This window comes from Pseudomonas boreofloridensis (genome assembly GCF_030580795.1).
Classification (GTDB): Bacteria; Pseudomonadota; Gammaproteobacteria; order Pseudomonadales; family Pseudomonadaceae; genus Aquipseudomonas; species Aquipseudomonas boreofloridensis.
Map to the genome: position 1 here is coordinate 312,717 of NZ_JAUQOQ010000001.1, position 12,667 is coordinate 325,383.

The 12,667-nt window shown below is 60.6% G+C and carries 10 protein-coding genes; 9 read left to right on the forward strand and 1 reads right to left on the reverse strand.

What is annotated here, in order from left to right:
* Positions 1 to 415 precede the first annotated feature (415 nt).
* Both Q6A47_RS01320 and Q6A47_RS01325 read left to right on the forward strand, forming a co-directional pair.
* The gene (locus Q6A47_RS01320) at positions 416 to 856 is read left to right on the forward strand and encodes a hypothetical protein (protein ID WP_116888567.1); all 441 of its coding nucleotides are present in this window, start codon (positions 416 to 418) and stop codon (positions 854 to 856) included.
* A 221-nt stretch (positions 857 to 1,077) separates the two neighbouring features.
* Positions 1,078 to 3,189, forward strand: coding sequence for a putative bifunctional diguanylate cyclase/phosphodiesterase (locus Q6A47_RS01325; protein WP_304482677.1), 2,112 nt, complete (start codon positions 1,078 to 1,080; stop codon positions 3,187 to 3,189).
* On the opposite strand, the gene Q6A47_RS01330 is transcribed toward Q6A47_RS01325, so the two are convergent.
* On the reverse strand, positions 3,173 to 5,236 hold the full coding sequence (locus Q6A47_RS01330) for a TonB-dependent receptor (RefSeq protein WP_304482678.1): 2,064 nt from the start codon (positions 5,234 to 5,236) through the stop codon (positions 3,173 to 3,175). The genes Q6A47_RS01325 and Q6A47_RS01330 overlap by 17 nt on opposite strands.
* 311 nt (positions 5,237 to 5,547) lie before the next feature.
* Between Q6A47_RS01330 and Q6A47_RS01335 the strand changes: the two genes are divergently transcribed.
* The 7 genes from Q6A47_RS01335 (at position 5,548) to Q6A47_RS01365 (ending at position 12,627) form a co-directional block, all read left to right on the forward strand.
* Positions 5,548 to 7,098, forward strand: a complete 1,551-nt coding sequence (locus Q6A47_RS01335; RefSeq protein ID WP_304482679.1) for a sensor histidine kinase — start codon at positions 5,548 to 5,550, stop codon at positions 7,096 to 7,098.
* Between the two features lie 324 nt (positions 7,099 to 7,422).
* Positions 7,423 to 7,908, forward strand: coding sequence for an adenosylmethionine decarboxylase (gene speD / locus Q6A47_RS01340; protein ID WP_029613004.1), 486 nt, complete (start codon positions 7,423 to 7,425; stop codon positions 7,906 to 7,908).
* Entirely contained in the window at positions 7,905 to 9,032 is a 1,128-nt protein-coding gene (locus Q6A47_RS01345; RefSeq protein ID WP_052192094.1) for a fused MFS/spermidine synthase, read from the forward strand. The genes speD and Q6A47_RS01345 overlap by 4 nt, the downstream gene beginning before the upstream one ends.
* A gap of 1 nt (position 9,033) precedes the next feature.
* Entirely contained in the window at positions 9,034 to 9,897 is an 864-nt protein-coding gene (locus tag Q6A47_RS01350) for a hypothetical protein (RefSeq protein ID WP_304482680.1), read from the forward strand.
* A gap of 16 nt (positions 9,898 to 9,913) precedes the next feature.
* Positions 9,914 to 10,582, forward strand: coding sequence for a response regulator (locus Q6A47_RS01355; RefSeq protein ID WP_304482681.1), 669 nt, complete (start codon positions 9,914 to 9,916; stop codon positions 10,580 to 10,582).
* 59 nt (positions 10,583 to 10,641) lie between these two features.
* A complete protein-coding gene (locus Q6A47_RS01360) occupies positions 10,642 to 12,006 on the forward strand; it encodes a sensor histidine kinase (RefSeq protein WP_369811404.1) in 1,365 nt (454 codons plus the stop codon).
* A 33-nt stretch (positions 12,007 to 12,039) separates the two neighbouring features.
* Entirely contained in the window at positions 12,040 to 12,627 is a 588-nt protein-coding gene (locus Q6A47_RS01365) for a 5'-methylthioadenosine/S-adenosylhomocysteine nucleosidase family protein (RefSeq protein WP_304482683.1), read from the forward strand.
* The last annotated feature ends 40 nt before the right edge of the window (positions 12,628 to 12,667 follow it).

Consider the following 12,667-nt stretch of genomic DNA (forward strand, 5'->3'; position numbering starts at 1 on the left):
CCAGTTTATTGGCTCAAATAACTGAATACATAAATCGTTACAGCATCTGCTTCATTAAACAGGTTGCACAGAAGATCAAGATGAGAGTGATAATCACGCGGTTAAAAAAATAAAAAAGAATGGAACGATTACTGAAGTGCCATTATCGAACCCTGCTGCTGATCATCCCACCAGCGAAGCGTTCGGCCCTCCAGGGTCGACGCAGCGCGGTCATGTACCCTTTCAAAAGCCGGGTACGTGGCGGATGGCGATTGACTGAATAATGACTGCCAACTCCGTTCAAGTATTGAGCTGACACTTAACTGCACCTAACTCGCCATGGAAAAAGGTGGGACGAATGTGCAAACTTAAAAGTATTCATGAGATGAATGTCCCTTCCGCCTATCATCGCCGATCGGATTTGCTAAGTGCCGAGATGGCCGAGATAGACAAGAACGAATCCATTACCGCCGTATTGCAACTCGCTGCACAGTTGACCGGTGTGCGCTACCTGGCCCTGCGCAAATCGAACCCCTCGCTCTGGCTCGGCTTCATGGAGAACCGCCAGATCGAATTGAGCTTCCATGGTCAGACCACTGCCGTGTCGCAACTCGAGGCACTCGACAAGCTGCTGGGCAGCGGCGACCCGTCGCTGACCTCGGCGCCTGCCAAGTGGACGCCGCAGCCCCTGGCTGCGTTTGGTGCATCCACCATCGAAGGGCTGTTCACCACGCCTATTCATACGATCGACGGCACCAAGCTGGGCCTGTTGGTGGCCGCCAGCGATCTACCGCTGGGCCGACTGGAGGCCGAAGCCATTCAGAAAAACCTGAAACTGGTTGCCCGATTGACGGCCAGCATGAGGTCGGTGTTTTGAATACGACAGCGCCGACTCAGCGCTAGGCAGCAAAACGGCGCGCGCATACGCTCATCCCATCCGTCATGAGGCGTGAGCAGGTTGCCACTTGCTCGAGAACTTATTGCACGGTTGTGCCACTCCCATAGACGCAATCGATTTACCAGGACAAACGATTCATCCGATAATGGCCAGACGCTATCGCCGCGTTCACGGCGATTTTTCCTACGTCTCGGTATCCTATGCTTCCCAGCAGCCACAACCCCGTCCTGGTAGCGTTCTCTCTGATTGTCGCCATTCTCGCCTCCTACACGGCGCTCAGAATGGCAGGACGTGTAGCCAGCTCGACGGGCAAGGCCGCAGGTCTTTGGCTGGCCGGTGGCTCCTTTGCCATGGGCTTCGGTGTCTGGGCGATGCACTTCATCGGCATGCTTGCCTTCGATCTGCCGATTCCTCTGGGCTACGACATTCCGCTGACCCTGCTGTCACTGCTCATCGCGGTGTTTTCCTCGGCCTTCGCGCTGTGGCTGGTGTGCCAGAAAAACCTGCCGTGGATTCGCCTGGTGCTCGGCGGCCTGCTGATGGGCGCCGGCATCGCGGCCATGCACTACACCGGCATGGCTGCCCTGCTGATGCGACCAAGCGTGATCTACATCCCGTGGATCTTCATGCTGTCGATCCTGATCGCGGTGCTGGCCTCGGGCGCGGCGTTGTGGATCGTGTTTCGCCTGCGCAGGGGAGCCCGCGGCGAAGCCTGGGCCCGTATCGGCGCCTCGCTGCTCATGGGCTGCGCCATCGTCGGTATGCACTACACCGGCATGGCAGCGGCGCAGTTTCCACTGGGCAGCTACTGCGAAGCGTCCAACAGCGGTATCGACGTCAAATGGCTTGCCGTCGTCGTGATCGTCGTCAGCCTGGCCGTGCTGGCAATCGCGCTGATCGTGTCCGTGCTCGATGTGCGCAGCAACTTGCTGTCCCTCTCACTGGATCAGGCCAACAGCGAGCTGCTGCAACTGGCGCTGCACGACAACCTGACCCGCCTGCCCAATCGACTGCTGCTCAACGACCGCCTCAACCAGGCCATTCACAAGGCCACGCCGCATCGAGACCCGTTTTCGGTGTTGCTGATGGACCTGGATGGCTTCAAGGCCGTGAACGATGCTTATGGGCACCATGTGGGCGATCTTCTGCTGGTGCAGGTGTCCGAGCGCATCCTGGCCAGCAAGCGGCCGGAGGACACGGCTGCGCGCCTGGGTGGCGACGAGTTCGTATTCCTGATTCACCACCGCGAACCCGAAGACGCCGCGTTGTTCGCCCAGCAACTGGTCGAGTCGATTGGCCGCCCCTACAGCCTAGAAGGCCAGGTCCTGCATATCTCGGCGAGCATCGGGATTGCGTTGTTTCCCGACAACGGCCTGACGGCCCACGAACTGATGGTCAATGCCGACGCAGCGATGTACCACGCCAAGGAACTGGGACGTGCGGGGTACTGCTTCTTCGAACGCACCATGAACAAGAACGCCCATGAACAGATGCAGCTTCAGCACGACCTGCGCCTGGCGCTGGAACGTGGTGAGTTCGTTCTGCACTACCAGCCCAAGTTCGTCGCCGCTGACGGCCATATGGTCGGTGTCGAAGCCTTGGTGCGCTGGCACCGTCCAGGCTCGGGGTTAGTACCGCCGGACCGCTTCTTGCCGCATGCCGAACGAACCGGGCTGATCATACCGATCGGCAACTGGGTGATCGATGAAGCCTGTCGGCAGATGCGCCAATGGCACGATCAAGGCCATGACGGTTGGAGCGTGGCGGTGAACCTGTCGACGATTCAGCTGGCCCAGGCCGACCTGCTGGGGGTGGTGCGCACCGCACTGGAAAAGTACGCGCTGGCGCCGCAGCACCTGGTGTTGGAGGTGACCGAGTCCACCGCCATGCGCAACGCCGAAGCCAGCCTGGAGATCCTCGACAAGCTGGCCGAGCTGGGCGTGAACATCTCCATCGACGACTTCGGCACCGGCTACTCCAGCCTGCTTTACCTCAAGCGCTTTCCGGCCAACGAGTTGAAGATCGATCGCGGTTTCGTCAAGGAACTGGTCCAAGGCAATGAAGACGAGGCAATCGTCTCGGCCATCATCGCCCTGGGCCAAACGCTGAGCATGAAGATCGTCGCCGAAGGCGTGGAAACCCAGGAGCAGCAAGCGTTGCTCACGCGGCTGGGTTGCCATGCCCTGCAGGGCTACCTGTTGGGCAAACCGCTGCCGGCGGCGCAACTGCTCGAGGCGCTCGCCGCCCAAGGGCGACGCCCCCTGGCAGCAGGCCCTGGTGACGACAGCGCGTCGATCACAGTTTCATGTTGAGCGAGACGAACGCCGAACGACCCGGCGCCGGTGAGAACATCGCCTGGTCGTCGCCGCCCCAGAAGAAGTTGTCGTACCAGACGTATTCGTATTGACGGTCCAGTAGGTTCTTGACCTGCAGATCGACGCTGGTGGAGGGGCTGAGGCGATAGCTGACGCTGGCGTCCACCACTACGAAACCGCCGTACTTGCCCTGTTCGTTCAACTCGTCGATGTAGTAGCTGCCCTGCGCCCGGCCTTGTACGCCGAACTTCCAGTCGTCGTTGTAGCGATAGTCGGCACCCAGGTTACTGATGTAGCGCGGGGTGGAGAACACCTGTTTACCCGACAGCGATTGGCCGGAGGCCGAGAATGCCTTGACCACCTTGGCTTCCTGGATGGCATGTGAGGCCCACACCGTCCACTGTTCGTCCAACTGCGCGCTGATCTGCATGTCCACACCGCGCCGACGGGTCTCGCCCAGCCCAACCGTGGTGCCGGTGCTGGGCATGTTCGCCACTTCGTCGGTGGCATCCTGTTGCCACAGCGCAACGCGTGCCTGCGCGCCCGGGAACGGTTGGAACTTGATGCCGACCTCCTTGCCCGTATTGATCGATGGATCGTAGGACGTCTGCCCCGGAGTCATGTAGGCCGGTGCGGTGGAGCCGGTGAGAATCTGGAAGGTGCGCCCCCAGTTGGCGTACACGTCGATCTCGGGGGTGAGGCTGTAGATCACGCTCAACTTGGGCTGACGAATCCAGCCGTAGTCCTGCAGCGAGGCCTTGGCGCCACCGAGCAGCTCGGTGTTGCCGGAGAATTTGTCGACACGCATCGCCGGGATGATCTTCAGCGCATCGATGGGCTGGATCACAGCCTGCAGGTAACCGCCGATGTTGCGCAGGGTGTAGCTGTCATCGTTCTGCACGCGGGCGGGCCTGACATCGAAGTCGGTCGGCACGCCATAGCTGTAGCGCAGGCGACGGTACGCATTGTCCTGTTCTTCGTAGTTGATGCCGCCATCGAGCGTCAGGTGCTCGTTGGCGCGCCAGGTCAGGTTGCTGAGCATGCCGCGCTGCTGTTCGTCCCACTGCCGACGTTGGCGCGGGGCATTGCCTGGACGGTAGTCGGTGAAAGTAATGGTGCGGTCGTCGTTGTAGCTGTTGTAGTACAGCTTGCTGCTCAGGCTCAGGTCGTCGTTGAGCTGCCAGTCGGTGTGCAGGCTCAACTGCTTCATGTCGCGGTCATCGCCATCGTTGCCGTTCTTGTCCGGTGACTGGGTGCGGCTGGCGTGCATCTGTTCGCGGGTGAGAAAGCCGGGCTCCTGGGCCTGATGGTGGTACAGGCGGGCGATAAGGCCGACGCGGAAATTCTGTTCGTCGTTGCTGAGGAACCACTTGCCGCCCAGCGCGTACTTGTTGGAGTTGCTGTGGTCGCGGTAGCCGTCACTGTCCTGCTTGGCGAGGATGTAGTTCTGGGCGAAATTGCCTTCCTCGCGGCCGATTGCCAGTTGCACTTCACGGGTGTCGAAGCTGCCGTAGGTGAGGCGACTGTCGGTGTAGTTACCGCCCTGGCGGGTGGCGAAGTTGATGTTGCCACCGATGTTGTGCAGCCCATAGCGCGGGTCGTTGGTGCCGCGCACCACTTCGATGTACTCGATGTCCAGCGGGAAGACCATGTCGATGAAACGCTGGTTGCCGCTGTTGACGTTGCTTGGCACCCCATCGATGAGGGTCTTGATCCCATTGATGTAGCCCTCGCCGTTGAACGCGCGGAACGTGACCTTGCCCGACTCTGCGCCCTGCCCGGTTTCGGTGAGTTGAATCCCCGGCATCTGTCCCAGCAGTTGCCAACTGTTCATCACGTTCTTGTCCTGGACCTGATCGCCACCCAGCACATCGACCGATGTCAGCACATTTTCGGTGCTCAAGGCGCTACCAACGCCGGCCGCAGCCGTATGGGTAATGTTCACATCGCCGAGGACGATGGTGGAATTGCCGGTCGGCTCGGCGAACAAGTCAGGGGAGACCATTGCCGTGAAGATGGCAAGGGAGGCCGGGGTGAATCGCATGGAAGCTCCTGGTGTGCGGGGTGCAGGCGCGGGTTGAGCGCAGGTTATAGAGGGACAGGTCTAAGCCTGCCTTTCGAAAATACGTTATATCATAACGTCATCAAATCGATACGATTTAGCTCAGTTGGAAACGCTTGGATGTTTTGAGTGACTAAGCCAATGGCAGATGGCTAGTGCCCGCCAAACGATGGGTGTAGATTGCGCCATGTTTTGCCATTCACTGACGATGCCGGACACCTGGGTGCCAAGTGCCGCCATGATGATTCCCCGCCCGTTCGCTCGACTCATCAATCCAACGCCGGATGCTCTCTATGCCCCACCTGTCGCCTGACGAAATCGTACGTGCCGCTCTGCAGATTTCGCATACCCGGCTGCGCAGGCAGCATGAGTTGGTCGTTGGCTTTGCAGTGCAAGCGCTGACCCTGACCTCGCTCGATGACTTGCTGACACAAGCCTGCGAAACGGCGGCGCTGGGGATGGACACGCCTTTTGCCAAAGTCCTGCAACCCAACGACGACCACTCGGCCTTTCGCCTGACCCACGGAGTCGGCTGGAAGCCCGCCGACATCGGCAACGCGGCGGTCGGGTCCGACGAAGCCAGCCCAGCGGGCTATGCGTACACCACGAGCCGGCCGGTCATTTCCAACCACCTGGGTCAGGAGTTGAGGTTCAGAACCCCTGCCCTGCTCAACGAGTACGGTATCGAGCGGGCCATCAACGTTCCAGTGCGGGGCACAGCGGGCATCTTCGGCGTACTGGAGGCAGACAGCCGTGACGGCGATGACTTCATCGAGAGCGACGTGGTGTTTCTCGAGGGGCTGGCCAACATCATCTCGATGGCCGTCGAGCGTCTGGCGACGAAAGAAGAGGCCAACTCACCGCATGCCTATTCGGAAAGTGTGCTCAATGCCAGTCCCGACTGCGTGAAGATTCTCTCGCGCACCGGTGAAGTGGAGTTCTTCAACGAGGCGGGGTTGTGCCGGATGCAGATCCGCGACCTCGCCGACATCGCCGGCAAGCCGTGGATCGAACTGTGGCCTGAGTGCTCGAAACAGGTGATCGAGGACGCGCTGGTGCGCGTCGGTAATGGCGAATCGGTGCGCTTCGAATCGTTCTGCCCGACGGCCAGAGGCGAGCCACGATGGTGGGATGTCACGGCTGCTCCGGTGCTTGATCCGCACGGTGAGATCGACAAGATCATCGCGGTCTCAAGGGACATCACCGAGCGCCATGAGCAGGAAGTGCGGTTCGCCGCTTTGATCGAGGCGCAAAACACCAAACTCACCGAAAGCGGCCTGCATGTGGCCGAAACCCATCACCGTGTGAGAAACAGTCTTCATCTGGTGAACAGTCTGTTGCTGCTGCAAGCCAATCTGTCGATGGAGGAAGCCGTCCAGACCCAACTGCAGATCGCGGCCAATCGGGTGATGACCATCGCCAATGTGCATGAACATCTGTATCAGGATGCTCACTGCGCCGCCCTGAGTGCGCCGGCGTACTTGCGCTCATTGTTGTCCGATATCCGAACGGCCTTTGGCGAACCGCACATCGAGTGGTCGGTCGACGACTTCCAATTGCCCCCGGAGCGCATGGCGCCGCTCGGACTGGTGGTCTCGGAACTGGTCACCAACGCGTTGAAGTATGGTCAAGGCAAGATCACCGTCACCATCGAGCGCGATGCCGAAGATGCACGCATCAAGGTCACGGACGAAGGCACCGGCTTTCCAGAGTCTTATCCGAAACCGAGCGGAACCGGGCTCGGCATGCGGTTGGTCAAGAGCTACTCCGGGTACGGGGAAGACGCCATTACCTTGGATCGCTCAAGTGGCTTGAGCAGTATCGAAGTGCGCTTCAAAATGTGAGGCGACTGCTGTCTCAAGCCTGTTTAACTGAACTTTAGGCACCGGCCAAACTTGGCATCGCACCGGGTGCTCAATGTAAAGAACTGTGCGCAGTTTATGGCACGGCACTGTGCTGCGCCGATAACTTCATGAGCCTCTCCAACGTGGCGCCCAACACAAAAATATTTGCCGAGCACTAAAACGCGGAGTCCTCCCGTTCGTGACCTTGAAAAAAACGTGCGTCGACGGCTTAAACTTTTCTTCATCCTCACCTTAAGCGTTCCTTAAGCAACGCCCACCTAGCATGGCGCCGGTCATCACACCCACCTAGAACGGGACACGTCTATGTTGAATGAAGCCTCAGAAATCCGCCCGAGCTCTGCACTTGGAAAGCAACTGGTCATCGAACTTTACGACTGCAACGACGCACGTTTCGACGATATCAAATGGATCGAAGACAGCATGTTGCAGGCGGCCCGCGAAGCCAACGCGACGATCGTCACCTCTACCTTCCACAAGTTCAGCCCTATCGGAATTTCCGGCGTGGTGGTCATCGCCGAATCGCACCTGGCCATCCACACCTGGCCTGAATACAAGTACGCCGCCATCGACGTCTTCACCTGCGGCGATGTACTCGACGGCGCCCAGGCCGTGCGCGTGCTGAGCGAGCGGCTGGGCAGCCAGCGTCACATCATCTCCAGCATGGACCGCGGGCTGGAAGGGCACCGTGTGGGCATGGTCAACCGTACCCTGAGCGGTGCAGGCGCGATCAACGACGACAGCCCGACGCTGCGCTGGGCCATCGGCTCGGAGCAAGGGGGCGCACGATGAGCTCGCTCAACGATCAGCCTGCCCGCGCGCAACAGATCGATCCGGACCGCTATGACGTCGACTTGAAGTACCTGGTCCCCGAGGACGTCGCCGGCACCCTGCCCGCACTGCCACCGAACCACTTCTACTTCTACCCGCCAGACCCTGCGCGCGAAGGCGACAGCGCGATCACGGCCCTGGAAAACAGCGATCTGTTCGACAGCTATCTCTATGGCGTGCGCCGGGTGCTTTACCAAGGCCGTACGGCCTGGCAGAACATCCTGATCGCCGACACCTACAACTACGGCCGCGTGTTGATGATCGATGGTGCGATCCAGAGCGCTGCCAGCGACGAGTCGCTGTACCACGAGCTGCTGGTGCAGCCGGCGATGCTGGCCCACGATGAGCCGCGCGATGTCCTGATCATCGGCGGCGGCGAAGGCGCCACGTTGCGTGAAGTGCTGTCGCACGCCAGTGTCCGCCGCGCGGTGATGGTCGATCTGGACCAAGAGCTGGTGGAACTGTGCCGAGCCCATATGTTCCAGTGGCACCAGGGCGCGTTCGACGACCCTCGCTGTGAGTTGGTGACGGCCGATGGCAGGGCTTACCTGGAAAATGACGCGTCGCTGTACGACGTGGTCATCATCGATGTCGTCGACATGCTCGACAACGGTCCGGCGCAGGCGCTGTACACACGCCAGTTCTACGAACTGCTGCATTCGCGTCTGCGCCCAGGCGGCGTGGTCGCGGTGCAAGGCCTGGAGTTCTCCCACAGCGACGACAAACCCCATGCGGCACTGGCGCGCACGCTGCGCAGCGTCTTCAGTCAGGTCCACAGCTACCGCGCTGCGGTACCCTCGTTCCTGGCGTCGTGGGGCTTCCTGCTGGCGTCGGACTGGGTGGACCCTGCTCACTGGCAGGCCGCCGATCTGGACCGTCGCATCGAGCGCAAGCTCGGCCTGACCTGGTTGGACCACCTTGAAGGTGACTACCTCAAGGCGTGCTTCGTGATGGACAAGGAAACGCGCTTCCTGATGGCTCAGCCCGGACCGCTGCTAGAAGACGGCGTCACCTTCGTCGCCCCGCCCGACATCGAGGAAATCGAGTTCGGACCGACTCAGTTCCCAGCCCTCAAGGCCTATTGAAATGACCGCGCCACACGCCCTGCCGGCCACGGACCTGTCCACGCCCAGCGCTTGCGTGCTGCATCGGGTGAAGTTCATGCCAGGCGTTGCCGTGCAGGCATCGGCGTCGCAGTGCCTGGCGCAGTTCGAGGATCCGTACCCGACGCACGCCGCCCTGCTGCAACGTAGCCCCATGACTGCCTTACAGGCCTTGCCTGAAGACAGTGCAGCGGATGAACTGCTGGTGGTGTTTGCGGCGGCCGGCCTGCAGATCAGTCACGCCTGGCGCCAGCACCTGGAAGCCTGGATGAGGACCGACGAGGACGCCGATCAGCCAACATTGGAGACGATGTCCTTTGGCGAGCGCATACTCTGGCGGCCTGGCCGGGCGCTGATTATCGGCAACCCAGAGCGCTGCACGGAACTGCTCGCCGGGATCGTCGCCTTCAGTTGGTACGAAGGTGGCTTGCGGCGTTTGGAAACGGAGATCGCGGCCTCCTGGAGCACCGCCGATGACGACATCGAACTGACCCAGTTGCCGCAGAAACGGCACCAGGCCCGCGCACACCACGTCGATGCGTGCGTGACACGGACCACGCGTTGGCGTATCGCCTACACGCGTCTGGAAACCCGCCTGGAAAAAGCGCCCACGGGCCTGAGCAGTGCGGTGCGCAGGCTCTACAATGAGCTGGCCATGCAAACTGAAGTGCACGATCGTCTGGTCAGCGTCGACGATCGCATCGAAGTGCTGCAGGACCTGTACGAACTGGCCACCGATCGACTCAGCGAGCATCGCCATGTGCTTGAGGAGCTGCGCGTGGAGTGGTTGATCGTGGCGCTGTTGCTGGCAGAGGCGGCGCTGAGTATCTGGGGATTGCTGACGTAGCGAAGAAGGCTAGAGCATGCGCGTACTACTCGTTGAAGATGACTTGCTGTTGGGCGATGGCATTCAGTTAGGTCTGCGCCAGGAAGGCGACCGGGTCGAATGGTTGACCGACGGCTTGCTGGCCAAACAGGCGCTGGCGACCGATGAGTTCGACCTGGTGATTCTCGACATCGGTTTGCCACGATGCAGTGGCCTGGAGGTGCTGCATGAGCTGCGCAACCGCGGCTCCAAAGTGCCGGTTTTGCTGCTCACGGCCAGGGATGAAGTAGCCGACCGCGTGAAGGGGCTCGATTACGGCGCCGACGACTACCTGACCAAGCCCTTCGACTTCGAAGAATTGCTGGCCCGCATCCGCGCCCTGGCACGCCGCGCGCTGGGCCGTGCAGTGCCGCAACTGATCCACGGCAACCTGTGCCTGGATCCCTCGACGCATACCGTGACGGTGGACGACGACCCGGTCAACCTCGCACCGCGCGAATATGCACTGTTGCGTCTGCTGCTGGAGAACAAAGGCAAGGTGCTGTCGCGCGCTCAACTGGAGAGCAAGCTGTATGGCTGGAGCGGGGATGTCGAAAGTAACGCCATCGAAGTTCACGTGCACCACGTACGACGCAAAACTCACAACAGCTTAATCCGGACCGTGCGCGGAATGGGATATACCATCGCCGAAGAGAAAATGGGCTAGCGTCGATGCACGTCGGATCGTTCAAGTCATTCAGTCGCACAACGACGCACAAGCCGTCGGTGCGCAGGCTCTTGCTGGCGTGGTTGCTAGGCAGCTTCGTCGTGACCTGGTTGATGGTGATCGCCTTCACCTACTACTTGTCCACGAACAAGATCGAGCGCTTCTTCGATGAGGACATGCTCGACTTTGGTCAGGCTGCGCTCAACATCCTGTCGGTTGCCACCCGCGATGAGCGACTTGGCCGCAGCGCAGACGTCACGCAACAGACCATCGAAGCCAGCCGCGAAGCGATCAAAGGCCTGCCCCTGCTGCATCGAGGCGGGGTACTGGCCTATACGCTGTGGCAAAACGGCGAGGCGGTGCTATCGAGCGCCAACATGCCCGAAGGTTTCACCCACGCCCCGGACGGCTTCAGCTCGCTCAAGACGGCGAATGCCCAGTGGCGCGTGCTGAACATGCAGCAAGGCGAGATGAACGTGTGGGTCGGTGAGAACATCAGCTATCGCCGCCATACCACCAACACACTGCTGATCTATGCCCTGTTTCCTCTACTGCCGGCCTTTCCCCTGCTGGCGTTGATGATCTGGTTCAGCGTCTCCCGTGGCTTGTCGCCGCTGCAGGCGATGCAGGAAGAAGTGCACAAGCGCTCCGATCGGAACCTCGAGCCAATTGCCCTGGCCCGTGTGCCCGTCGAGGTCCACGGGCTGGTCGGCGAACTCAACCTGCTGCTCGAGCGTCTACGCAACGCGCTGGAGGCCGAGCGCCGCCTGACGGGTGATGCCGCCCACGAAATCCGCACCCCACTCGCCGCCTTGCGCACCCATGTACAAGTGGTGCTGCGCTCCACCGATCCTCAGTTCCAGGCGCACGGCCTGCAGCAAATCAACCGCAGCGTGACCCGTATCACCACACTGATGGAGCAGATTCTGCTGCTGGCGCGCTTGGACAGCGATGCCTTGATCGAAGAATTCTATCCGGTGGACTTGTCGACCGTGGCCGAGGCGGTGGAGGCCGATCTTGCGGTTCAGGCCTTCGACAAACGCATCAGCCTGTCGCTCGATCAAACGCCCGTCAGGATCATCGGTATCGAAGTGTGGCTGAAGATTTTGCTGAGGAACCTGGTGAGTAATGCGATTCGCTATACGCCTGCCGGTGGCCATGTCAGCGTGCGGGTCGAGCACCATGACCCGCATGCCGTGGTGTCGGTCATGGACGATGGTCCGGGGATCACGGCCGAAGAGGAAAAGGTGATCTTCAAACGGTTTTATCGGGGCACTGCGGCCTCAGGGGATGGGCAAGGCAGTGGGCTGGGCTTGCCCATCGTCAAGCGGATTATCGAAGTGCACAAGGGTACGATCGTGCTGTCGCAGGGCTTGCACGGACGGGGACTGGGCGTGACGGTAACGCTGCCGAAAAGAATCTAGAACGCTTCACTCTAATGCTTAGGAAACTTCACCGTGATCCACATTGATGACAACACCCACGTTGCCTTGGCCGATGCGCTGTTCGTATTTGCGCTCGAAGCGGAAGCCGCCGATGCATTCAGCCACGTCGATGCGGTATTCACCGGTATCGGCAAGGTCAATGCCGCCATTGCACTGACCAAGGCCCTGCAGACACGCAAACCCAAGCTGATCGTCAACCTCGGTTCCGCTGGCAGTCCGCGTTACGGCAAAGGTGAGCTGGTGTGTTGTACGCGTTTCGTGCAACGGGACATGGACGTCACGCCCTTGGGCTTCGCCCGCTACCAGACGCCCTTGACCGACGTGCCGGTGATTCTGGAGCAGGGATTGTCACTGCCCGGGATCCCATTGGGCACCTGCGGTACAGGTGATAGCTTCGAGACCAATCACGGCGATGCGCCCTATGACGTTGTGGACATGGAAGGTTATGTCCTGGCGCTGATCGCTCGCGAAGAGGGCATTCCGTTTCTGTGCCTGAAATACATTTCCGATGACGCGGGCAGCGAAGCGGCAGACGATTGGTCGGTGCAGGTGCACCTGGCGGCGCAGGCGTTTGGCAAGGTGTTGTTTGCCCAGACGTGAATCGAAAGACGTTGGACTTGCGAACGCGACCCCACTTCTC